Consider the following 24055-nt stretch of genomic DNA (forward strand, 5'->3'; position numbering starts at 1 on the left):
GTACCGGAGAATCCGACTTCCGCAAGCTGGCCGGTTCCGCGCAGGTGCTTTCCAAGCATCACTGTCGGGTCTTCTGGAGTTCGCCCGTTGACTCGGATATCGACCACGATCTGCTCTCGGAGTGGCTGGCGCTGGACGCACCAAGAACCATAGCCGGCGGTCGCTACCTGAGCAGGCCGGGTCTGTTCGCCTGGAACCGAATCGATCGGGCTTCGGCCTTGCTGGCCGCCCACTTGCCGAAGGATCTCTCGGGTCGGATCGCCGACCTGGGCGCCGGCTATGGCTACCTTGCCGGTGAAGTCCTGCGCCGATGCCCCGGAGTTACCGCCCTCGACCTCTACGAGGCCGAGGCGCGGGCGATAGAACCGGCGCTCGGCAATCTCGAGGCACTACGCGCCGAAAGCGGCAGGGAGATCGAAATCAACGTGCATTGGCACGACGTCACCGCAGGACTGTCGCGTCGCTACGATGCGATCGTGAGCAATCCGCCGTTCCATCAGGGCCGTGCCGACCAACCCGAACTGGGGCAGGCTTTCATTGCCGTCGCCGCGGATGCGCTGAATGCATCCGGCAGCCTGTGGTTGGTGGCCAACCGTCATTTGCCCTACGAGGCGACGCTGAGAGCCCGCTTCTCCCATGTGGAAACATGCGCACTCGAGGACGGCTTCAAGGTCTTTCAGGCCAGCGGAGTCCGCGCATGAGGCTGGTCAGGATGATTGCCAACCTTGGATACGGCAGTCGTCGCGAAGTCGCGATGATGTTTCGCGAGGGCCGCGTAACCGATGCCGACGGCGAGGTCCTGTACGCAGACGACAAGCGCGAGCACGCCGAGATCCGCCTCGACGGTGAGCCGCTTGATCCGCCCCAGGGACTTTGCCTGGTGCTGAACAAGCCGGCAGGGGTGACCTGCTCGACCAGGGACACAGGACGGCTTGTCCACGAATTGCTGCCGGAACGCTTTGCCCTGCGCAATCCGAAGTTGTCGACCGTGGGCCGGCTGGATCGCGAAACCACGGGTCTGCTGCTGCTGACTGACGATGGCGCGCTGCTGCACCGGATCATTTCGCCCAGGTCACGGATCGCGAAAGTCTATGAGGCCGAGCTGGCCGAGGATCTGCGTGGCGATGAAGTGGGCACGTTTGCCAGTGGTAATCTCATGCTCGAATCCGAACAGACGCCTCTACTGCCCGCCGAGCTCGAAGCGCTGGCTCCGCGCAAGGCACGCCTGACCCTGCACGAGGGCCGCTACCACCAGGCCCGGCGCATGTTTGCTGCGGTCGGAAACCACGTCTTGCACCTGCATCGCGTCGCCATCGGAGGCCTGACTCTGGACGGCCTTGAAGAGGGCGCATGGCGCACCCTCGACCCGGGCGGCATCCAGCGTGTATTTGCTGCCGAAACGGAGCAGGAATGACTCGCGAAGCGGATCAGGAGCAGTTGTCCGAAGGCGACCGCACGGCCATCGCGAGCATCCGGCAATGGATCGAGCGCGCCGTGATTGGCCTCAATCTGTGCCCGTTCGCTCGTGCGCCTCATGTCTCGCAACGAATTCGTTACCGGGTCAGTCAGGCCGTCGATACCGAAGCGCTTCTCGATGATTTATGCAGTGAACTGCAAAGCCTGCGTGCGGCCGATGCGTCCGATTGCGAGACGACCTTGCTGATCATTCCGCATGTGCTCGCGGACTTCCTCGATTTCAACGACTTTCTGGACGAGGCCGACGCTGCGATCGAGGTGCTCGGATTGGAAGGGGAAATCCAGGTCGCCAGCTTTCATCCGCACTACCAGTTTGCCGGTACCTCTGCCGATGACATCGAGAATTTCAGCAACCGCTCTCCGCACCCTGTCCTTCACCTGTTGCGCGAAGCCAGCATCGAGAAAGCGGTCGACGCGATGGCCGACAGTGAAGAGATATACCGGCGCAACATGGCGACCCTGCGCACGCTGGGACCACGCGGCTGGGCCGACTTGTGGCGTGACCCTGACGAGAACGCGTAACATCGGATGCGGAGATGGCGGCCCCGGTCGCTGTGCGCCAGGCACTTTCCAACAGGGGGAGGCGTGAAAAGGCCAGCATCCCGGAGATGGAACAAGCTGCGGTCCGGATGGCGCGTCTGCCTGCTCGCCATGGTCGGAATCGGATTGCTGCTGGCAGGCGCCACCGAAGCTGCGCAAAAACCCGTGGTGCTCAAGCCGGGACAGGAGATTGTTGACCTTGCGCCCGGCACCTCCTATCTCGTCGACCCCGATTCCAGTGCCGGTGCCGAGGATCTGTTCAGGCAGCTCGGCAGCGAGGAATTCCAGCCCTTGCCAAATGGCAGCGCCACGTTCGGGTTTGTCGATGGCACCTACTGGTTTCATGTCCGGCTGATCAACGAAAACCCGCTGGCGCATCGACAGGTGCTTGTACTCGGTTATGTCCTGCTCGATGAAATCGACGTCTATCTCCGTCGTGCCGATGGCTCGATCACGCATGCGACATCGGGAGATTTTCGTCCGTTCAGCGATCGCGCCTTCAGCTACCGCGAACCGAACTTCATTGTTGACCTCGCCGACTTCGAGCAGGCCGACCTGCTCGTCCGCGTGCGCAGCAAGAGTTCGATGCAGGTTCCGTTGACGCTCTATTCGCAAAAAGCGTTCTTCGAGCTGGCCCGCGATTCGCAATTCGGCGTCGGGCTCTACTACGGCATCCTGCTCGCCCTGCTCTTCTATAACCTGATCCTGTTCCTGTCGCTGCGAGACTGGAACTATTTCTTCTACGTGCTGCATGTCAGCGGTACCGGAATGGCCTTGTTCTGCCTGAACGGTCTTGCGTTCGAGTTCTTCTGGCCGCAATCGCCGTGGCTGGCCAACGTCGCCGTTCCGATGTCGATGTCGCTCGGGATGCTCTGCATGCATCAGTTCGTGCGCCGTTTCCTCGATCTGCGCACGCGCCTTCCGGCAGGCAATCGCATACTGCTCGGATTCATGGCCTTCCATGCGGTGATGTTCCTGCTGTCGATGTTCATCGACTACCGGGTGGCGATTCTGCTCGGAACGGCATCCGTGATTCCGGGAAGCGCGATGATGCTGGGGAGTTGCCTGATCCTCGCCCGACGCGGTGACCCTGCGGCGAAAATCCTCCTCTTCGCCTGGAGCATGTTGCTGGTCGGCGTGACCGCCTATGCGATGGTTTCGTTCGGCCTGCTGCCCAAGGTCTTCGCGACCGAGTACGGTATCCAGCTCGGTTCCGCGCTCGAGATGATCCTGCTTTCGTTTGCCCTGGCCTACCGTTTTGCGGAACTGCGCGAGGAAAACGTGCGTATCGTGCAATCGGCAAGGAATGAGCTCGAGCAGCGGGTCGGCGAGCGCACCCGCGAACTCTCCACCACGCTCTCCGAACTGGCGGTCGCGAACGATCGATTGCGCGAATCGAGCCTGCGCGATGGCCTGACCGGCGTCTACAACCGGCGCTACTTCGACGCGGCGTTCGAAACCGTACTTGCCGAGTGCCGCGCAAGCTCGCGATCGCTGGCCCTGCTGGTGGCCGACATCGACCACTTCAAGAACGTGAACGATGAGGCCGGGCATCTGGTCGGCGACGATTGCCTGCGTATCGTGGCACGACACATCGAGCAGCTTGTCGGGCAGGATGGCAGCGTCATTCGCTACGGTGGTGAGGAATTCGTCGTGATCCTTCCCGGCTTCGACAAGACCGCGACACGAGGCCTGGCCGAGTCGATCCGGATCAGGCTTGCCGAATCGGCGTTGCCCAGCCAGGGCGAATCCCTGCGCCTGACCATCAGCATCGGCGGCGTGGTGAGCATGCCGAATGATCATGCTTCCGCAATGGAACTGCTGCAGCGCGCCGACGCGGCCATGTACAAGGCCAAGAAGGAGGGTCGCAATCGTGTCGTGATGGCTTGAGGTTGAGGCAGGAATGGCCCTGGTCGGACCTTGGCCACTGACCGGATTCGCCGTTGTGAAGCGCTTCGGCCCAGGCTCATTGCAGTCGGGAGAAAGCCGGTATCCATCTGGACTCTGTCCATCCCGAAAATGGATCCCGTCCTTCGCCGGGATGAAGAAACCATGCGTGACTTCTCGATTCTGCCCGAACCACACTCCACCAAGGGTTCGCAATTCCTTCACGCAGCATCAAGTCCATGCTTTTGCTCGGACAACAGCAAGTGCAGGCTGAATATCCAGGTCCATTGCCCCTCGGAAGACTTCGCATTGCATACCGCTACCGAAGCACGCTTGTCGGGCCAGCCGCTACGCGAATGTTCGTTGCGGCCTCTTCGTTCTCGGTCCTGCTTGCGCCGGGATGACCAAAGGCAGTGAGCGTTGCCAGGTCAGGCCTATTCGGTTCCGGCGTTGCTTGCCGATTGCTCCATGCGCAGGGTAGCCGGCAAATGGATCGTGGCGGCGATCGGCAAGTGATCCGAGACCAGCTGCGGAAGGGTTCTGAGATCGTCGACCCGCAGCGATGAAGACGCGAAGATGTGATCGATCGCCCTGTTCGGGGCCCAACTCGGAAAGGTGGCGGGCGGGTTTTCCGGTGGCTGCAGCGAGGTGCGCGCAAACAGGGCGCGCAACTCGGGACTTTCGATGGGCGTGTTCAGGTCGCCGACCAGGAGCGCATGGGGGTGGCCTTCAAGCAGCTCGGTGATATAGCCGAGTTGATGCGCTCGTGCCTGCGGGCCGAGCGAGAGATGCGCCACCAGCACCACCAGGGAGTGCTTGCCACTGCCGTAGCGCGCAAACAGAACGCCACGGCCCCGAATACGCCCGGGCAGGGGGTAATCGAGCACTTCCGCTGGCTTGATTCGCGACAACAAGCCATTGCTCGATGCAGCCACCTTGGCCACGCGCCGATTCGGTTGATGGCTCCAGTAGGGGAAGCCCGCGTTCTCGGCGAGGTATTCGGTCTGGTTGAGAAAGCCCGAGCGCAGTGAACCGAAGTCGGCCTCCTGCAGGGCGACCAGATCGAAATCGCAAAGGACGTCCGCCAGATCATTCAGATTGGCACGCTTGCCCGTTGGCAGCACATGCTTCCAGCTTTGGGTGACGTACTCCCGATAGCGCTTGACCTGACCGCCAGCGAGGATGTTGCAACTCAGTACCCGCAGGCTGCTGGGGCTGGATGAATCGCGGGTGGGCAGTTCTCGGGTCATCAGCTCGCTGGTGTCGGTGCTGTTGTCGTCGACAGAGGCCATCGGGGGCCTTTGAAAACGAAGGCCGCCATCAGGCGGCCTTGGTCAGGATAACTTGCCGCAGATGCCTATTTCCCGGCTTTGGCTGCAGCTTTTTCGTCGTGTTCCTTCTTGACCAGATACTCGACCAGGGCAACGACCTGGGGGTAGCCACCGGCCGAGGCACCGGTAATTCGGTACTTGCCATTGACGATCACACTGGGTGTGCCGTCCACACCGAGTTTCGGCACCATTTCCTTCGAGCGTGCGAGCTTGCTCGAGACTTCGAAGGAATAGGCGATCTGGCTGAACTTCTCCATATCCGCACCGTGCTCTCCGTAGAACGTCACGATGTCGCCAAACGAACGAAATGCACGACGATCGCGGTGGATCGCATCGAACATGGCCTGCTGGGTCTTTTCCTGGATGCCCATGGCTTGCGCCGTGTAGAACGCACGCGCGAAGGCCTCCCATTGATCGTTGAAGATCGCCGGCAGATAGTCGAATTTCGCATAGGCCGGCAACTTGGACTTGATCTCGTCTGCGTACGGCTGGAAGTGCGCGCAATGGATGCAGGCGTAGCTGAAGACCTCGAGGACTTCGATCTTGTCGCCGCTGGAAGTCGGCTGGGGCGGATCGATCAGGAAGTAGTTCTTGCCGGCTTCGGCAGCCACGGGCGCCGCGGCGGCGTGGTCCGAATGCTCCTGGGCACAGGCGTTGAAGGTAAGGGCAAGCAGTGCGCCAACCAGCATCTTGGGCAGGTATTTCAGCATCGGAACTCTCTCCTCGGTAATCGGATACGGCTGTCAGACAGCGAATCGGGCGGCGAGTTGCCCGGCGCTGCGCGCAGGGCGGGATCTCGGTGAATCAGCTGCCCTGGCTTTCCTTGGCAATCAGGTATTTGATCAGGGGTTCGATGTTGGCGTAGCCGCCAGCGGTCTGCCCGGTGACGAGGTACTTTCCATTGATCACGAAATTCGGCGTGCTTTCCACGCCATAGGCCTTGATCAGGGCATCGTTGCGCTTGAGTCGCGTTTCGATGGCGAACGAACGCGAGGTGGCGATGAAATCTTCCGCCGAGACACCGTACTGCGAGTAGAACTCGGCGAGCGAGGCGAAAGTCGGCGAGCGGATGTCGAGCTTCTTGTCGACGTAGATGGCGCGGAACATGGCATCGTGGGACTTGTCGAGAATGCCCAGCGCCTGTGCCGTATAGAACGCGCGGGCATAGGTCTTCCAGGCCTCGAAACCGAACTGGGCCGGGATCATGACGAATTCCGCGTTGGCGGGCAGACGCTTCTTCATGTCCGCAACCAGTGGCGCGACTTCATTGCAATGCGGACAGGCGTAGGAAAACACCTCGAGGACTTCGACCTTGTCGCCGGTGGTCGTGACCTGCGCCGGTTCGATCAGGGTGTAGTGCTTGCCTTCCTGCCATTCGGTCGGTGCCTGGGCCGAAGCCCCGGCGGCAAGTCCCAGACCGAGGCCCAGGGCGAAAAGTGTCTTCAGCATGAGGTGTGCTCCGCAAATAAGGGGCGCGCGAGGGCGAGCTTGCGTAACAGTGTCGCCTGCGCGCGCTGAACGATCGTGTAAGTCACTTCTTCGCGGCAGTTGGCGCGGCGTGCAGGCCCTGTGCGTAGGAGGCCAGCGCAGCGACGTCTTCCTCACTCAGGCGCTTGGCGATATCGGGCATGATCTTGGCATTCTCGTCACTGCCCCAGACCGTTCCGCCGCGCCATTCGCCGAATTTGGCCATGACGTAGTCGGTCCACTGGCCGGACAACTGCGGGTAGGCTGCTCCGGCGATGCCGCGACCGGCGGGTCCGTGGCAGGCCATGCAGGCCGGCACGCCAAGCTTGGCGTCACCCGACCGGTACAGCAGCTGGGCACGTTCGACGAAAACCTCGTCGGTCTGTCCAGGAGTCGCCTGCTTGCCGGCAAAGTAGGCGCCGAGATCGTGCATGTCCTGCTCGCTCAGGGTCATGGCAAACGGCGCCATGATCGGGTTGGCGCGCTCGCCACTCTTGAAATGCTTGAGCTGACGGACGATGTAGGCTTCGTTCTGGCCCGCCAGCTTGGGATAGGTCGGGTCGACGGAATTGCCGTCCATGCCGTGGCAGGCACCGCAGGCAGCGGCCTTGGATGCGCCGGCTTCAGCGTCACCAAGCAGGAGGTTGCCGGGCGTCTCGGCATGGGCCAGTGTGGCGCAGAACAGCACGCCCAAGGCAAAAACTCGCGGAAAACTCATACACTGACTCCGGATAGGCGGAAAATCCATGCGTTGCCAAAGATTTCGAGGGCAGCGCCAAGGCGAAAAACCCCCGAATTATCCGTGTCAGCCGGAGGCCGGTCAAACGGCCCTCAACCCGATCGAGCAAGCGACCCAGCCCATGCATATCCTCCATACGGCAAAATTCCTCAAGAGTGCGGCCAGTCTGCGTGACATGCCGGCCGACCACGGCCGTGAAGTGGCCTTCGCCGGCCGCTCCAATGCGGGCAAATCCAGTGCCTTGAATGCACTCGCGACCCACAAGGGGCTGGCTCGGGTCAGCAAGACCCCCGGCCGCACCCAGTTGCTCAATGTTTTTGCTCTGGACGACGAACGCCGGCTGGTGGACCTGCCCGGCTATGGCTACGCCAAGGTTCCGGTCGGGGTGCGCGATCAGTGGCGCGGCATGGTCGACGGTTATCTGCGTTCCAGGGAAGCACTCAAGGGCCTTGTCCTGATCATGGACAGCCGTCACCCGCTGAAGGATTTCGATCGCCAGATGCTGGATTACGCAGCCGGCATCGCGAAGCCCTGTCACGTCTTGCTGACAAAGGCGGACAAATTGTCGCGCAATGAGGCTGCCAGGACCCTGAGCGCCGTGCGCAAGGACCTCGACTCGGCGACATCGGATGCTGCTGCCGTCAGCGTCCAGCTGTTTTCCTCGACCGCCAAGACCGGCCTGGACGAAGCCCGCGCGGTCATCTCAGGCTGGCTCGACCTGCCTTCCGTCACTGGTGGCCCGGCCAGTCCCAAAGCATAGTCTCGCCACACCGGCTCACTTGCGCGCGGCCGCAGCGGCCCCATATCGCCGTCTTGGCAGAGAAGGAAACAGGCATGTCCGGACCCAGTGCGGAAACCCGCGAGCCGATCACTCGCCGCGAGCAACTGGTGGGCTATATCGCTGCCGGTGAAAAGCCCGAGCGCGACTGGCGCATCGGCACCGAACACGAAAAATTCGGTTTTCGACTCGACAATCTCAGGCCGCTGACCTGGGAGGGTCCGCAAGGCATTGGCGCCCTGCTGGAAGGGCTGACCCGATTCGGCTGGCAGCGCGTGGTCGAGAAGGACAAGCTGGTTGCCCTGTCGCGCAATGGTGCGTCCGTGACCCTGGAACCGGCCGGGCAGCTCGAGCTTTCGGGCGCCCCGCTGGAAAACATCCACCAGACCTGCAGCGAAGTACACACACACCTCAAGGAAGTGAAAACCGTCGCCGATGAACTCGGTGTGGGTTTCCTCGGCATGGGCTTCCAGCCGAAATGGCGACGCGAGGACATGCCGTGGATGCCGAAAGGTCGCTACGCGATCATGCGGCGCTACATGCCGACCAGGGGAGATCTTGGCCTCGACATGATGACGCGTACCTGCACGGTTCAGGTCAACCTCGATTTTTCGGACGAAGCCGACATGGTGCGGAAGTTCCGTACCTCGCTCGCGCTGCAGCCGATCGCGACCGCCCTGTTCGCGGATTCGCCGTTCACCAACGGCAAGCCCAACGGATACCTCAGTTATCGCTCGCACATCTGGACGGATACCGATCCTGACCGCACCGGCATGCTCGATTTCGTCTTCGAGGACGGATTCGGCTACGAGCGCTACGTCGACTACATGCTCGACGTACCGATGTACTTCAGCTATCGCGATGGCATCTACCACGACCTCGCCGGCGAATCCTTCAGAAGTTTCATGCGCGGCGAACTCAGGCAGCTGCCGGGTGCTACCCCGACCATGACCGACTGGGTCGATCACATGACCACCGCCTTCCCGGAAGTTCGCATGAAGCGATTCCTGGAAATGCGCGGCGCCGATGGCGGACCATGGAATCGGCTATGCGCACTGCCTGCCTTGTGGGTCGGCTTGCTGTATGACCGCAGCGCGCTCGATGCCGCCTGGGACCTGGTCAAGGATTTCACCCGCGAGGAACGCAATGCCCTGCGTGATGGCGTACCGAAACATGGGCTGAAGCTGCCATTCCGTAACGGCAGCTTGCGCGACATCGCCGCCGAGGCCCTGAAGATTTCCGCGCAGGGACTGCGCAACCGGGCGCGCATGAGTGTCGAGGGCGTTGATGAAAGCCACTTTCTCGACCCGTTGATCGAGATCGTCGAAGCCAACGAAACACCCGCCGAGCGCAAGCTGGCCCTGTACAACGGGCCGTGGAATCACGATGTCGATCCGGTGTTCCGCGAGTTCCTGTACTAGGAGCCGGGAATAGGGAGTGGGGAATCGGGAATCGGGAATCGGAGAGCTTTGAGCTCTCAAGTTCCTCAGAGTCTCAGAGGGTGTTTACAAACCTCTGGAAATTTCCAGGACCAGATCTCCGACGAGGCCTGCATCTGGCACGCCGAGGCGGAAGACTTCAAGGTGCTCTCACACGCCTGCGGCGCGCGAGTCACTTCTCCTTGAGTGGCCACTGCGCTGCCGGAGCAGCGCACTGGTTACTTTCTCTTGGCCACGCAAGAGAAAGTAGGGTGCGCTCCGCAGTTGCGTGAAAAAAACCTCATCCATCAACTCAAAGCAGGCGCAACAAGCAGGCCCCCGCTCAGGGCCACAAGGCCAGGATCAGGCCGATCACGGTGAACTGCACGGTGTGATAGCCGGCATTGACCAGGAACAGTTTCAGGCTCTTGCCTTCGAACAGGTAGTTGATGCCGAAACTGGCGCCGACCCAGCACAGGCCTGCAGCGAACCCCGCGCCCAGACCAAGCGCCAACGGCGGGCGAGGGCCGAGGAACAGGGCAAACACGACCGCAGCGATCAGACTCAGGACCAGACTCAGGCCGAAGATCATCGGCATGTTGGCACTCTTCAGTTTTTCATCGCTGATGCCGGCTTCGCGCTGCCAGACCTTGCCGAACAAGGCCGGTGAATACCACAGTCCGCCAATCACGAAGGCAGATACGGCGGCGGCGATGACCGCCCAGATATTGAACTCGGGCATGACGGGTGTCTCCTGTCGGATGGATTGAAGGACAGCATGACGGCCTCGGCGCCATCGTGTATTGGAAAAATGTGATCGGTAGCGGCGCCGTTCGGTGCAGGCGATCCGTGGCTCGAGTTCCCGGGCTGGATTGCCCTGATACGTGCTGCGCTCGGCTGCTTGGTCCCGGACGCGCCCTGGCCTCCGCCATCCTGCCATCCGGCTCCCGATTCCCGACTCACGGCGCCACAACGATGCTGCCAGCGTCAGGTCGCGCGCAACGGACCAGCTCGCCCGGTGACATGCCGCTGAAGGTCTGGAAGTCCCGAATCAGATGGGATTGATCGTAGTAACCGCAGTGCGCTGCCAGCTCGACCCAGGGAATGCGCTCGCAGCGCCCCAGCCATTGCAGGGCGAACTTGAAGCGGTGCACGCGGGTCAGGGACTTGCTGCCCAGCCCGATTTCACGGCGCAAGGTCTGACCCAGATGCCTGCGGCTGACGCCCGCTTGCCTGGCCAGCGCGTCGACACTGGTCCTGCCGTAGCTCGATTCAATCTGTTGCAGCGCCCAACGGGCGAGTCCGGAGGTCTCGAATCGCGGCTGCAGGCGTTGCATCAGCCACTCTTCGACCATGCCAAAGCGCCGGCTCGTCGATGGGCATTCAAGCAATCGTTGGCGCAGCACCAGCGCGCTGTCGCCGAGCAGATCCGTCAGCGGCAGGACGCGATCCGCACAATGATCCGCATCGACATGCAGCCAGGGACGAACGCCGTGTCCGCGGAAGGCGATCCCGAGCAGGATCGATCCGTCAGGGACTTCGGTTTCAATCGGCGTCTGGTGCATGCCGCAGAACCAGATGTCATCGAAGGCGATGCGCCGCTCCGGTGGACCGGCTTCGATGCGGTACTGGGTGGGGCCCAGGTTGATCAGCAGGAAACTGCCGCCGCCGGGCAGGATGCGATCGCGCCGATAGTTGACTTGGCCTTCGCCGAACCAGAGCTGGCTGACCAGGGGTGCCAGCGCAGCGCGCGGCCGGCACACGTCCAGGCGCCAGCGCCCGAGCGCGCTGTCCTCGATCAATGACTGGATGCGAGAAGTGCTGCCACCGTCCACATCAGGCCCCGCTGCAACGTTGGTTCATTATAGGGACGTTGTCGTGACGCCGGCATGCGGTGCGCGATCGGGGGTTCCACCAGCGCACGGACTGCAGAAGCCCAGCGGTCGGGCGTCAGCATCGGCCTGCGGGCCGACCCGATGGCGCGGGCAAAAAAATCCCCCGCCCGGCATCGGCCGGGCGGGGGAGTGTCGCGATCAGAACTTCAGACGCAGGGTCATGCCATAGGTGCGCGGGGCGCCGAGGAAGGCATTCCACGAACCGGTTTGCAGGGGCGCGTCGAAGCCGACCTGCTGGTAGGTTTCGTCGGTCAGGTTCTGTCCCCACAGTTCCAGCATCCACAAGCCATCCGCACGACCGAATCCGATGCGTGCATTGACCAGGGTGTAGGCGTCCTGCAGCTTTTCCGGATCGAGATCGGAGCCCGTGTTGTACTCGGACGTGTAGCGAGCAGCGATGTTGAAGCGACCGACCAGGGTGTCGGCGAACGGCCATTCATAGGTGAGCGCAACCGAATCCTGCCACTTCGGGGCGAAGCCGCCGCGTGCGCCCGGGAGCAGGACCAGACCGGCATCCGGCAAGGGATCATCGCCATACTTCGAATCGAGATAGGTGATGCCCGCCTGCATGCTGAGGCCTTCCACGCCGGTATTCCAGATCAGATCGAGGTCCGCGCCCTTGACGGTAAGCTCGGGAATCGAACGCACGACGTAGCTGGTGCCGAGGAAGCTGTTGAGCTGGAAGTCGGTGAACTCGGTGTAGAACAGCGATCCGTTCAGGAGCAGGTTGCCGTCGGCCAGAGTCGATTTGAAGCCGAGCTCGTAGCTGTCGGCAAACTCGCCCGGGAACGAGGTGTCATCGACGGTGAAAATGCCGGCACCGCCGCTGCTCAGGCCGGTCGCGGTCTGCACGCGATCCAGATTGAAGCCGCCGGACTTGTAGCCACGCGCAGCCGAGAAGAAGGTCATGAACGACTCGTTCCAGCGATACGCCGCCTTGAACGTGCCCGACCATTCCGTCTCGTTTTCATCCTGCTGGGTGCTGCGGCCGTTGTGCAGGGGATTGGCCCAGGGCAGGCACATGAATCCGATCAGGGTCGGGATCACCGATGGCGCTGCCGCAGCCGGGACGCCACGGGCGACGAGAGCGGCGCCGAGTTGCTCGGGATTGCCCAGTGCCGCGCTGCAGCCGGTCGACCCATTCGGGTTGCTGTAGTTCGAGGTGAGTTTCTTGTCCTCGCTGGTGTAGCGCAGGCCGACGGTCAGATCGAGCGCGTCGGTGGCATGGAAAGTCTCGTTCGTGAACAGCGCAAAGCCGTTTGCATTCTGCTTGTAGAGATCAAGCGAACCCTGGCCCGTATACAGCGTTCCGGGCGGCAGGCCGGTTGCCTGGGCCAGGAATGCGCCCGGGTTGCTTGTATCGACCACGCCGGCCGGGAACAGGCTGGCCACGTTGTTGATCAGCGCAATCGACAGATAGGGTTCATAGGCATTGCCCATGGTGACCGATTCGTTGCGGGTCAGATCCTCGTCGCTGTAATACATGCCGACCATCCAGTCGACGATGCCGTTCGAGCCGGTCAGCCTGAACTCCTGGCTGAAGGTCTCGAACTCCACATAGCCGGTCTCTTTCTCGCCCACGCGATAGAGGATATCGGCACCGCTGTAGTCGATGTCGGTTCCGCTGATGGCATCCCAGCCGCGCAGCGCGGTGATGGAAGTGAAAGTGGAATCGCCGAACCACGGCGTATACCAGTTGACCTCGGCCGAGATGCCCTGGTCCGTTATTTCCTGGTTGGTATCACGGTTGGCATAAGCCAGATAGTCCGACGGGTCGGCGACCGGAATGATGCCGTTGCCGCCTGCAAGGGCATTGACGATGGCCGCGGTCGGGCCGCGAACCGTGGTCACGCCCACGCAGCAGTATTCGTCGCGCGTGGAATAGTCGCCGATGATGCGGATATCGACGGCGTCGTTCGGGCGCAGCATCAGCTGTCCGCGAACGGAATTGAAATCCTGGGTGACATCGTCGGTCTTGGTGCGCGGACCGACGCCCGTGTTCACGTCCACGAAACCATCGCGCTGGCGCGTCGCCGCATAGATGCTGAATGCGGAATTCTCACCGACCTGATCGTTGTAGCTGGCATCGAGTCCGATGGCCCCGTAGTTGCCCACGGTGACGTTGGCTGTCGTCTGGCGCAGGTTGAGCGGTGCCTGGGTGATGATGTTGATCAGGCCGGCCGAAGTATTCTTGCCGAACACCGTGCCTTGCGGACCCTTCAGTACTTCGATGCGATCAAGCTGGCCGAGATCGCCGAAGCCGACACCGGTGCGTGCGCGGTAGACACCGTCGATGACGACACCCACCGAAGACTCGAGACCCGGATTGTCGCCAACCGTGCCGACACCGCGAATGCGCGCCGTGGTTTGCGCTTCGTTGCCGGTGCTGGTGACGCTGAGGCCGGTAACCACGATCTGCAGGTCCTTGATATCGCGGATGCCCACGTCCTCTATCAATTGCTGGGGCACCACGTTCATCGTGATCGGCACGTCCTGCAACTGCTCTTCGCGCTTCTGCGCAGTGACGACCGTGCCGCCGAGCACGGTGACGTCGTCCGTCATGTCGTCTCTGCGCTGATCCGAATCCTCCTGCGCAAGAGCGGAAAGTGGAACGCCGGCCAAAGCGACAACAATTGACCACGCCAAGGCCTGGCGGCCCAACTTGACTGATTTCATGGTTTCATCCTCCCCGAAGATTTTGTGTGCCTCCATCCGGATCCCCGCGACCCGAATCTTGGCTGCCTGACTACGTGATGCCTGTGACGCTTGCTATCGAATCCTGTTCAATTTCGAAACTCTGTTTCACGTTCCGAGTCGCCCTGTTTTGAAGGGCCTGCGGCCTGTTGCGGTGAACCTAGCACAGATCATTTAACGAAAATGAAACTTTCGCCCAGCCGTTTGGGACACCTCTGCGGCACCTGCAGCATGTCGAATCGTCGGCCCTGATCGGTCCGGGGGCATGCCACGTTCCGAGACCGCCAATCCGGTCCGTATCGGCTCGGCCCTGAGCCCGGAATCCCTGTTGTTTTGCTCGATTCCAGCCTACTCATGCAGCGCCTTGATCATTGCTTCGCGCAGGCCCGGCTTGGCCGCCAGCGGATCGGTCGGATTGCGCATTGCAACAATATCCTCGGCGCGCTGACGCACTCCTTCGAGCGCCTTGGGGTGTGAGGCGATATAGAAGCGACCTTCGCGCACGGCCTCGAAGGTCATGCGGGCCACATCGGCCGCGCTGATCTTGCCCGAATGGACGGCCTTGTCCATGGCTGCCTGAGCGACCCGCTGGGAGCGCGTAAGCGGTTCCGCATTGGCCAGCTGCGCGGGCCGGTTCCGTTGTGAAGTGTTGATGCCCGTCGGCACGTAGAACGGACACAGCACCGAACAATGCACTTGCGTGGTTACCAGAGAGAGATCGTGATGAAGCGATTCCGACAGCGACACGACGGCACTCTTGGACACGTTGTAGACGCCGCTCGCTGGCGGGTTGAGCAAGCCGGCCATCGATGCGGTGTTGACGACGTGTCCCTGGTAGTCGGGCGACGCCTTGGCCGATGCGAGCATGCGCGGTACGAAGGCACGCATGCCATGGACCACGCCCCAGAGGTTGACACCGAGCGTCCATTGCCAGTCGGCGACACTGTTTTCCCAGATCAGGCCTGCCGTGCCGACGCCGGCATTGTTGAACAGCAGGTGCACCTCGCCGAACGTTCTTTGCGTCGCTTCGGCCAGGGCGTCAACCTGGGCTGCGTCGGAAACATCAAGAACCTGGTTCAGCACACGGGCCCCGCCGGATTCGAGTTCGCTCGAAACGGCCTGCAAGGCTTCGGCTTGCACATCGGCAAGCACCAGCGACATGCCAAGTTCGGCTCCAAGTCGGGCGAACTCGTGGCCAAAGCCCGAGCCGGCACCGGTAATGACGGCCACCTTGCCGCTGAAATCCTGAATGCTCATACCGCCGATACCCCGCCATCGACGGCGAGAATCTGGCCGGTAATGTGCTTGCCTGCATCCGAAGCGAACAGCAGGGTTGCGCCCTTGAGATCTTCCTCGTCGCCGAAGCGGTTGAGCGGCGCAAGGCTCTTCAGCGTATTCGCACCGACGCTTTCGATGAGGCCCTTCGACATCTTGGTCGGAAAGAATCCGGGAGCCAATGCATTGACGGTGATGCCGTAGGCGCCCCACTCGCCGGCCAGCGTGCGCGTGAAATTGACCAGAGCGCCCTTGGTCGTGTTGTAGGCGATCGTCTTCATGGCGCCGGGCGGGTTGCCGCGCAGACCCGCGATCGAGGCAATGTTGATGATGCGACCGCTGCCTCGTCCGATCATCGAGCGTTTGGCGATCTGTTGGGTCAACAGAAACAGGCCACGGATGTTCAGGTTGAATACCTTGTCCCAGGCTTCGACCGGATAGTCTTCGGCCGCTGCGCCCCAGCTCGCGCCAGCGTTGTTGATCAGGATGTCGACATGGCCGAGCTTTTCCAGCGTGGCATCGACCAGCGAAGTGATGGACTCTTCCTTGCCGCCGTCGGCTGCGACCCATTCGACATCGATGCCGCGTGCCTCGAGATGAGCCTGGGCCTTCTCGAGCTCGTCCGACTTTCGCGCCGAGATGACCAGACGCGCACCATAGTCACCCAGTGCCTCGGCCATCTGCAGGCCCAGGCCACGCGAGCCGCCGGTAATCAGCGCGGTGCGTCCATCGAGATCAAACAGGTTTCGTTTCGCACTCATGGCCAGCCTTTCCTCCATGCAGTAATTCAGGGATTGCGTTCCGCAAACGGGAGAACATCGGTTCAGCTTTCCTGCAACGCCGAACGGTACATTTCCAGATGTTCGTCGGTCGTGCCGAAGCGAAGTTCGAATGCCAGCAGGCGCTTGAAGCAATGGCTGACATCGAGTTCGTCGGTCATGCCCATGCCACCGTGCAATTGCACGGCCTGCTGGCCTACGAACCGGGCGGCCTGGCCAATCAGCGCCTTGGCTCCGGAGATTGCCCTGCGACGCGCGCCCGCGTTCGAGTCGTTGCAGGATTCGGTCGCCAGATACATCATCGAACGCGCCTGCTCGAACTGCATCAGCATGTCGGCCATGCGATGTTGCAGGGCCTGGAAACTGCCGATCGGCATGCCGAACTGCTTGCGCGAACGACTGTATTCGATGGTCGCCTTGAGGATGCGGTCAAGCACGCCGAAGGCCTCGGCGCAGAGCGCGGCAGTGCCGCGATCGACGACCCGGATCAGGGATTCCTCGACATCATCACCGAGGCGTGCATCGGGCTCGAGAAGGACGTTGTCGAGTGCGAGATCGGCGGCGCGCTGTCCGTCGACGGTGCGCAACGGGCGCAAGCTGACGCCGGCAGTGCCGGCGTCGATGGCGAACAGGCCGAGACTGCCGTCGTCGACACGTGCCGAGACCAGATACAGATCTGCCATCGGCGCGTGATAGACCACGCTCTTGCTTCCGCTCAGGGTCCAGCCTTCGTCGCTGCGTGTGGCGCGTGTCCGGATCTTCGAAAAATCGATGCCCGCCCGCTTCTCGTCATGAGCCAGCACGGCGATGCTTTCACCGCTGGCCATCTCCGGCAGCCAGCGTGCCCGCTGCGCATCGGACCCGAGCTGCACGATGGCCTGGGTAGCCACGATCGCGCTCGACAGAAACGGCTCCAGGACCAGGCCGTGGCCGACTGCCTGTGAAACGAGCATGACGCCGACAGGACCGGCACCGATGCCACCATCGGCTTCGGGGATGTCCACGGCAAGCAGGCCCAGTTCACCCAGCTGCTTCCAGAGTTCGCGCGACCAGCCCGCATCCGAATCGAGCAGCTTCTGGCGCTGATCGAAGTCGTATTCGCTGGACAGGAATCGCTGCGTCGTGTCGAGCAGCATCTGTTGTTCGTCGTTGAATGAAAAGTCCATGGGGATTCCGTCAAACCTGAAGGATCATCTGCGCGATGATGTTGCGCTGGATTTCGTTGGAGCCGCCGAAGATCGTCAGCTTGCGCTGGTTCAGATAGGCCTCGGTGGCGCGGGGAACGTCTTCGCCCAGATCCTGGTCGGGCGAATCGGCGATCAGGGCGCGGGCGCCCAGCGATTCCACTTGCAGCTCGGTGATGCGCTGCATGATTTCGGTGCCGCGAATCTTCAGGATCGAAGCCTCGGGTCCGGGCGCGTGGTTCTGTTCTTCGGCGAAGATCACGCGCAGGTTGGTAATCTCGAGCGCCTTCAGTTCGAGTTCGACCTGGGCGATGCGCAGGGAAAAAACCGGATCCTCGATCAAGCGACGGCCATTGCGCTCGATCGAAGTGGCCATCTGCTTGAGGCGGCGCAATTCGCGCTGGCTGGCGCCGATCCCGGCGATGTTGGTGCGCTCATGGCCGAGCAGGTACTTCGCGTAGGTCCAGCCCGCATTTTCGTCGCCGATGCGGTTGCCGACCGGAACGCGCACATTGTCGAACCAGATTTCGTTGACCTCGTAGCTACCGTCGAGCAGGCGCGTCGGACGCACGCTGATTCCCGGTGTCTTCATGTCGATCAGCAGGAACGAAATGCCACGCTGCGGCTTGCCGCTGGCATCGGTGCGGACGAGACAGAAGATCCAGTCGGCAAACTGTCCGAGCGTGTTCCAGACCTTCTGTCCGTTGACCACGTAGTGATCGCCGTCCAGTTCGGCTTTGGTTTTCAGCGATGCCAGGTCGGAGCCTGATCCGGGCTCGGAATAGCCCTGGCACCACCAGTCTTCGGCGGCAAGGATGCGCGGCAGGAAGCGCTGCTGCTGTTCGCTGCTGCCGAAACGCATGATCACCGGTGCCACCATCTTGACCCCGAAGGCCAGCTGGGCCGGAGCATCGGCCAACGCACACTCGGTTTCGAAAATGAACTGCCGTGCCTTGCTCCAGCCGGTGCCACCGAACTCGACAGGCCAGGCCGGCGCACCCCAACCGCGTGCGTTGAGTATTTTTTGCCAGTTCGTGATGTCGTCTCGAATATGGCTGTGGTCGCCAAGGTGGACGCGAAGGCGTATGTCATCCGGCAGCTTGTCGCGCAGGAACGCGCGAACTTCTTCGCGGAACGCCTGCTCTTCTTGGTTGAATGCGAGATCCATGTGAGTTCTCAGTCCTGAGGTGTTGTGGGCAAGGTGATGTAGCGCGCGAGCATCTGGGCAACGCAGGCCGGCTTGTCGCCGCCCTCGATCTCGATGGTCGCGGCCCAGTGCGCCTGCATGCCGCCGGCGACCGGGTCGAGTTTTTCCAGCACAAGGCGGCCGCGGATACGCTGCCCGGAAATCACCGGTGCCGGCAATCGCACCCGATCCAGTCCGTAATTGATCGACATGGACAGGCCGTCGATGCGCACGCTGGACTCGAACATCGCCGGCAACATCGACAGGACCAGATAGCCATGGGCAATCGGTGCCCTGTAGGGCGACTCGCGACGGCAACGCTCGATATCGAGATGAATCCACTGGTGGTCATCGGTGGCGTCGGCAAAGGCCTGGATGCGCGCCTGGTCGACAAGCAACCAGTCGCTGACAGCGATTTCCTTGCCGACCCACGTGCCGAGATCGGCCAGTCCGTTGATGGTTCTGTGTGCGCTCATCGGGATGACTTCAATCCTTGAGCGCCGTCATCCCGGCGAAAACCGGGATGACGGCGAGAGGGTTGGATGCATTCGCATGGATCAAACGGCAGCTCATCAAAACCATTCGTCCTGCATGTCGAGGGTGGTGCGATCGAGGCTGGCGAGCAGGTCGAGCTGGGCATCGACCCTGGGCAACTCCCAGCGGAAGAAATACTGCGTGGCGGCGCGCTTGCCGTCGTAGAAGTCACCGGACTTGCCTTCGGCGGCGAGCGCCTGCTCGAGCCAGATCCAGGCAATGACGATGTGTCCGAATGCTTCGAGGTAGAGGCTGGCATTGGCCAGGGTGACGTTTGCATCCCCGGCGGCCCAGAGTTGCGCGGTGACCTCGGTCAACCGCTGCAGTCGCGCCTGAAGCGCATCGGCATGGTCGAGCAGAGCCTCGCCTTCGTGCGCCCGGGCCAGGCTCGCGCCGACGCGTTCGGCGAACATCCTGAATGCCGCGCCGTCGTGCATGACCACCTTGCGACCGAGCAGATCCAGACCCTGGATGCCATGAGTGCCTTCATGGATGGGATTGAGACGATTGTCGCGATAGAACTGCTCGACCTTGTACTCGCGCGTGTAGCCGTAGCCGCCATGCACCTGGATGGCCAGATCATTCGCTGCAAGACACCATTGCGAGGTCCAGCTCTTGGCGACGGGCGTAAGCAGATCGAGCAACAGGGTCAGCTGCGCGCGCTCGGCTGGATCGATCGCAATTCCGGCTTCGTCGACGAGGCGTGCGCAATACAGGTTGAAAGCGAGCCCGCCTTCAACATACGACTTCTGTGCCAGCAGCATGCGTCGGACATCGGCGTGCTCGATGATGCGCGTTTGCGGGCTTGTCGGATCCTTCCCTTCCGGCCCGATCGGTCGGCCCTGCGGACGATTGCGCGCGTATTCGAGCGCGTGCAGGTAACCGGTATAGCCGAGGCCGACGGCGCCCATGCCGACGCCGATGCGTGCGTCGTTCATCATGTGGAACATGCAGGCCAGGCCCTGGTGCAGGTTGCCGACACGGTAGCCGATCGCGCCGGGTGTGCCTTCGGGCGCGTAGCGGGTGCCTTCGCCAAAATTGAGAAGACAGTTGATCGTGCCGCGATAGCCCATCTTGTGATTGATGCCGGCCAGCTGGACGTCGTTGCGCTCGCCCAGGCTTCCATCCTCGTTGACCAGGAACTTCGGCACCAGCATCAGCGAGATGCCCTTGACCCCTGCAATCAGCTTTCCGTTTTCGTCGGGCACCTTGGCCAGCACGAGATGCACGATGTTTTCCGAGAGCTCGTGGTCGCCACCCGAGATCCACATCTTGTTGCCGGTAATTCGATAGCGGGGCCCGTACACGGAATCGCCATCCGGTTCGGCGCGTGTCGTGATATCCGACAACGAGGACCCTGCCTGCGGTTCGGACAGGCACATCGTGCCGAAGAAGCGTCCCTCCAGCTCGGGCCGGACAAACGCATTGATCTGCGCCTGCGTGCCGTGTGCCAGCAGCAGCCTGGCATTGCCCATGGTCAGCAGCGGATAGGCACTGGTGCTGACATTCGCCGCATACAGCCAGGCCAGTGCCGCGAACTCGACAACCTTGGGCACCTGCATGCCACCGAGCTCGTAATCGAGCGAGGCGCTGATCAGGCCGGTCGAGGCAAAGGCTTCGAGTGCCGATTTCACCTCCGCGATCATCGATACCGTCTCGCCATCGAACCGGGGCTCGTTGCGATCGGATTTCTGGTAGTGCGGCGCGAAGCATTCCGTGGCCAGGCGCGCACCCGTGTCGAGCACGGCGTCGAAGGTCTCGCGCCCGTGGTCGACGTAGCGTGCGGCTGCCGTCAGGGACTCGACATCCAGCCACTCATAGAGCAGGAAATCGACATCGCGACGCGAGAGCAGCAGATCGGTCACGGCCTCAGAGGACCTCGAACAGGCCGGCTGCACCCTGGCCGCCGCCGATGCACATGGTTACGACGACGAGCTTGGCGCCACGGCGTCTGCCTTCGATCAGGGCATGCCCGACCAGGCGTGCGCCGCTGACTCCATAGGGATGGCCGACTGCGATCGCGCCGCCGTCCACATTGATGCGGTCGTGCGGAATGCCGAGCGTGTCCATGCAGTAGAGAACTTGCACGGCAAAGGCTTCATTCAGTTCCCACAGGTCGATGTCGTCCACCGTGAGCCCGGCGCGCTTGAGCAGCTTCGGAACGGCGAAGACAGGCCCGATGCCCATTTCGTCCGGCTCGCAACCGGCCACGGCAAATCCGCGAAAGAGGCCGAGCGGCTTGATGCCGCGCTTCTGCGCAACATCCCCATCCATGACCACCACAGCCGACGCCCCGTCGGAAAACTGGCTGGCATTGCCGGCCGTGATGACGCCGCCGGGAAAGACCGTGCGAATCTTCGAGACGCCTTCATACGTGGTATCCGGACGGATGCCCTCATCGGCCGAAATCGTGACTTCGCGTGTGCCGAGCTGGCGGGTTTTTGGATCGGCGAATCCCGCGGTCACGGTGATCGGCACGATTTCATCGTCGAACCTGCCGGCGGCGGCCGCTGCTGCTGCGCGGATCTGGCTCTCCGCGCCGTAGCGGTCCTGACGTTCGCGGTCGATCTTGTAGCGCTTGGCCACGGTCTCGGCGGTCTGCAGCATCGACCAGTAGATCTCCGGCTTGTGTTCCTTGATCCAGCCGTCCGCGATCATGTGCAGGTTGGCGTGGTTTTGCACACAGGAGATGCTCTCGACGCCACCGGCAACGAAGCTTTCACCTTCGCCGGAAATCACGCGCTGAGCTGCCATGGCGATCGTCTGCAGGCCGGACGAACAGAACCGGTTGACGGTCGCACCGGGCACGCTGACCGGCAAGCCGGCACGGATGGCAATCTGGCGCGCGATGTTGCTGCCGGTCGCGCCTTCGGGCCAGGCGCAGCCCATCAGCACATCCTCGACTTCATCGACGGCAATGCCGGCGCGTTCGACGGCATGCTGGACGACATGTCCACCCAGGGTCGCGCCATGGGTCATGTTGAATGCGCCCTTCCAGCTCTTGGCCAGGCCGGTGCGTGCGGTGGAGACAATGACGGCTTGTTTCACGATGAACCTCGATTTGATTGCAGAATGCAGCTTCGTTACATCCTTCTCCCGCTGGCGGGAGAAGGTTCCGGAGCGGGATGAGGGTGGGGATGCATGTTGGGCGAACATGTGGAATTCGCTTCGATTGACTCCCTCATCAGCCTGTCGGCAGCTTCTCCCGCCAGCGGGAGAAGCACATGATCGTTGTCACGCTCATGCAGGTGAAATTGACTGTTTCTCCTTGAGCACACCCAGTCAGCCCGTAAACGACTTGCCCGCCTCGGCCAGCTCGACCAGCAGCGGTGCAGGTTCCCAGCTCGCGCCCTGATAGCCGCGCGAAAATCCGCGCATGGTCGCGAGGACGTTGTAGAGGCCGACCGTGTCGGCGTAGAACATCGGTCCGCCACGCCACACCGGGAAGCCGTATCCGGTGAGATAGACGATGTCGATGTCCGACGCCTTGGCGGCGATGCCCTCCTCGAGTATCCGCGCGCCCTCGTTGGCCAGCGCAAAGACGAGGCGCTGGACGATCTCCTCGTCGCTGATGTCGCGCTTCTTCAGGCCCAGGTCACGCGTGTTCTTCTCGAGAATCGCGGCTACCTCGTCGGACGGGTAGGCGGTGCGGTCGCCGGGCTTGTAGTCGTACCAGCCCTTGCCGGTCTTCTGGCCAAAACGTCCGACTTCGCAGATCAGGTCCGCCGTCTTCGAATAGACCATGTCGGGTTTCTCGACATAGCGGCGCTTGCGGATGGCCCAGCCGATATCGTTGCCGGCGAGGTCGCCCATGCGGAACGGGCCCATGGCAAAGCCGAATTTCTCCATGGCCTTGTCGACCTGTTGCGGCGTTGCGCCCTCGTCAAGCAGGAAGCCGCCCTGGCGTCCGTATTGTTCGATCATGCGGTTGCCGATAAAGCCGTCGCAGACACCCGAGACGACGGCGGTCTTGCGAATCGCCCTGGCAATCGCCATCACCGTCGCCAGCACATCTTTCGCAGTCTTCTCGCCGCGTACGACTTCGAGCAGTTTCATCACGTTGGCCGGGCTGAAGAAATGCATGCCGACGACGTCCTGTGGACGCTTCGTGAATGCGGCGATCCGGTCGACATCGAGTGTGGAGGTATTGCTGGCCAGGATCGCGCCGGGCCTGGCGATCGCATCGATCTGCTTGAACACCGATTCCTTGACGCCGAGTTCCTCGTAGACGGCCTCGATGATGAGATCGGCGTCCTTGAGGTCATCGAAGGAAAGTGTCGGTGTCAGCAAACCCATGCGCTGCTCGACCTGCTCCGGCTTGAGCTTGCCTTTCTTCGCCGTGCGCTCGTAGTTGCCGCGTATGGTCGCAACACCGCGATCCAGGGCTTCCTGTTTCGTTTCCACAATCGTCACCGGGATGCCGGCATTGAGGAAATTCATGGCGATGCCGCCACCCATGGTGCCGGCGCCGATGATGCCGACGCTCTTGACTTCGCGCGGCTGCACGTCCTTGCCGACATCGGCGATCTTGCTTGCCGCACGCTCGCCGAAGAAGGCGTGGCGCAGGGCCTTGGATTCAGTGGAGGTGACCAGGCTGATGAAGCCGGCCCGCTCGACCGCCATGCCTTCATCGAATGGCTTCTGGAATGACGCTTCAATGGCCTCCAGGCACTTCATCGGCGCCGGGTAGGGTCCGGCCATCGCCGCAACAGTATTGCGTGCAACATCCAGGAAGCCTTCCGCATTGGCGTGGTCAACCGTGAGATCGCGGATCAGCGGCAGATCACCATCGCCGGCAACGCCCTTGGCAAAAGCAATGGCGGCAGCCACGACATCGGCGTCGACCACCTTGTCCAGCAGGCGGGTGTCGGC

The 24055-nt window shown here is 62.2% G+C and carries 21 protein-coding genes; 6 read left to right on the forward strand and 15 right to left on the reverse strand.

Translation table 11 applies throughout. The annotated features are described in order from the left end of the window. From R3F00_RS17525 to R3F00_RS17540, 4 genes are all read left to right on the forward strand, one after another. Positions 1 to 701, forward strand: a 701-nt coding sequence (locus R3F00_RS17525; RefSeq protein ID WP_371283024.1) for a class I SAM-dependent methyltransferase, incomplete at its 5' end; no start/stop codon positions are given. Beyond that, positions 698 to 1414, forward strand: a complete 717-nt coding sequence (locus R3F00_RS17530) for a pseudouridine synthase (protein ID WP_371282824.1) — start codon at positions 698 to 700, stop codon at positions 1412 to 1414. The genes R3F00_RS17525 and R3F00_RS17530, both read left to right, overlap by 4 nt. Further along, positions 1411 to 1998 (forward strand): DUF1415 domain-containing protein, encoded by a 588-nt coding sequence (locus R3F00_RS17535; protein WP_371282825.1) that lies wholly within the window; start codon positions 1411 to 1413, stop codon positions 1996 to 1998. Before R3F00_RS17530 ends, R3F00_RS17535 begins: the two co-directional genes overlap by 4 nt. Positions 1999 to 2061: 63 nt before the next feature. Then, the gene (locus tag R3F00_RS17540) at positions 2062 to 3906 is read left to right on the forward strand and encodes a diguanylate cyclase (RefSeq protein ID WP_371282826.1); all 1845 of its coding nucleotides are present in this window, start codon (positions 2062 to 2064) and stop codon (positions 3904 to 3906) included. Between the two features lie 431 nt (positions 3907 to 4337). Here the strand turns inward: R3F00_RS17540 and R3F00_RS17545 are convergent, their stop codons facing one another. The 4 genes from R3F00_RS17545 to R3F00_RS17560 all read right to left on the reverse strand — a co-directional run bounded on the left by R3F00_RS17545 (position 4338) and on the right by R3F00_RS17560 (position 7419). Next, on the reverse strand, positions 4338 to 5153 hold the full coding sequence (locus tag R3F00_RS17545; protein WP_371283041.1) for an endonuclease/exonuclease/phosphatase family protein: 816 nt from the start codon (positions 5151 to 5153) through the stop codon (positions 4338 to 4340). A gap of 107 nt (positions 5154 to 5260) precedes the next feature. After that, positions 5261 to 5944 carry a thiol:disulfide interchange protein DsbA/DsbL gene (locus tag R3F00_RS17550; protein WP_371283025.1) on the reverse strand — a complete coding sequence of 228 codons (684 nt, stop codon included), beginning with the start codon at positions 5942 to 5944 and terminating at the stop codon, positions 5261 to 5263. Positions 5945 to 6038: 94 nt separating this feature from the next. Next, the gene (locus tag R3F00_RS17555) at positions 6039 to 6683 is read right to left on the reverse strand and encodes a thiol:disulfide interchange protein DsbA/DsbL (protein WP_371283026.1); all 645 of its coding nucleotides are present in this window, start codon (positions 6681 to 6683) and stop codon (positions 6039 to 6041) included. A gap of 82 nt (positions 6684 to 6765) precedes the next feature. After that, a complete protein-coding gene (locus R3F00_RS17560; RefSeq protein ID WP_371283027.1) occupies positions 6766 to 7419 on the reverse strand; it encodes a cytochrome c in 654 nt (217 codons plus the stop codon). A gap of 142 nt (positions 7420 to 7561) precedes the next feature. On the opposite strand from R3F00_RS17560, the gene yihA reads away from it, so the two are divergent. Together yihA and R3F00_RS17570 are read left to right on the forward strand one after the other, a co-directional pair. Then, positions 7562 to 8200, forward strand: a complete 639-nt coding sequence (gene yihA / locus R3F00_RS17565; protein WP_371283028.1) for a ribosome biogenesis GTP-binding protein YihA/YsxC — start codon at positions 7562 to 7564, stop codon at positions 8198 to 8200. A 74-nt stretch (positions 8201 to 8274) separates the two neighbouring features. Continuing rightward, on the forward strand, positions 8275 to 9639 hold the full coding sequence (locus R3F00_RS17570; protein ID WP_371283029.1) for a glutamate--cysteine ligase: 1365 nt from the start codon (positions 8275 to 8277) through the stop codon (positions 9637 to 9639). A gap of 340 nt (positions 9640 to 9979) precedes the next feature. Here R3F00_RS17570 and R3F00_RS17575 read toward each other — a convergent pair whose 3' ends face one another. The 11 genes from R3F00_RS17575 to R3F00_RS17625 form a co-directional block, all read right to left on the reverse strand. Further along, positions 9980 to 10378, reverse strand: a complete 399-nt coding sequence (locus R3F00_RS17575; protein WP_371283030.1) for a DUF1761 domain-containing protein — start codon at positions 10376 to 10378, stop codon at positions 9980 to 9982. A gap of 217 nt (positions 10379 to 10595) precedes the next feature. Then, complete coding sequence (locus tag R3F00_RS17580) at positions 10596 to 11438, reverse strand: helix-turn-helix domain-containing protein (RefSeq protein WP_371283031.1); 843 nt, start codon at positions 11436 to 11438, stop codon at positions 10596 to 10598. A 231-nt stretch (positions 11439 to 11669) separates the two neighbouring features. Next, positions 11670 to 14207 (reverse strand): TonB-dependent receptor, encoded by a 2538-nt coding sequence (locus R3F00_RS17585; RefSeq protein ID WP_371283032.1) that lies wholly within the window; start codon positions 14205 to 14207, stop codon positions 11670 to 11672. A 366-nt stretch (positions 14208 to 14573) separates the two neighbouring features. Continuing rightward, a complete protein-coding gene (locus R3F00_RS17590) occupies positions 14574 to 15482 on the reverse strand; it encodes an SDR family oxidoreductase (RefSeq protein WP_371283033.1) in 909 nt (302 codons plus the stop codon). Next, on the reverse strand, positions 15479 to 16261 hold the full coding sequence (locus R3F00_RS17595; protein ID WP_371283034.1) for an SDR family oxidoreductase: 783 nt from the start codon (positions 16259 to 16261) through the stop codon (positions 15479 to 15481). The genes R3F00_RS17590 and R3F00_RS17595 overlap by 4 nt, the downstream gene beginning before the upstream one ends. Before the next feature lie 62 nt (positions 16262 to 16323). Further along, positions 16324 to 17445: an acyl-CoA dehydrogenase family protein gene (locus tag R3F00_RS17600; protein ID WP_371283035.1), complete on the reverse strand. Its 1122-nt coding sequence runs from the start codon at positions 17443 to 17445 to the stop codon at positions 16324 to 16326. 10 nt (positions 17446 to 17455) lie between these two features. Further along, a complete protein-coding gene (locus R3F00_RS17605; RefSeq protein WP_371283036.1) occupies positions 17456 to 18631 on the reverse strand; it encodes an acyl-CoA dehydrogenase family protein in 1176 nt (391 codons plus the stop codon). Between the two features lie 8 nt (positions 18632 to 18639). After that, positions 18640 to 19125, reverse strand: coding sequence for a MaoC family dehydratase (locus tag R3F00_RS17610; protein ID WP_371283037.1), 486 nt, complete (start codon positions 19123 to 19125; stop codon positions 18640 to 18642). Between the two features lie 96 nt (positions 19126 to 19221). After that, a complete protein-coding gene (locus tag R3F00_RS17615) occupies positions 19222 to 21048 on the reverse strand; it encodes an acyl-CoA dehydrogenase (protein WP_371283038.1) in 1827 nt (608 codons plus the stop codon). A 4-nt stretch (positions 21049 to 21052) separates the two neighbouring features. Further along, complete coding sequence (locus R3F00_RS17620; protein ID WP_371283039.1) at positions 21053 to 22231, reverse strand: acetyl-CoA C-acyltransferase; 1179 nt, start codon at positions 22229 to 22231, stop codon at positions 21053 to 21055. Positions 22232 to 22465: 234 nt separating this feature from the next. Beyond that, on the reverse strand, positions 22466 to 24055 hold a 1590-nt coding region (locus R3F00_RS17625; RefSeq protein ID WP_371283040.1), incomplete at its 5' end, for a 3-hydroxyacyl-CoA dehydrogenase NAD-binding domain-containing protein.

The sequence above is a fragment of the Dokdonella sp. genome (genome assembly GCF_041395345.1).
Classification (GTDB): domain Bacteria; phylum Pseudomonadota; class Gammaproteobacteria; order Xanthomonadales; family Rhodanobacteraceae; genus Dokdonella.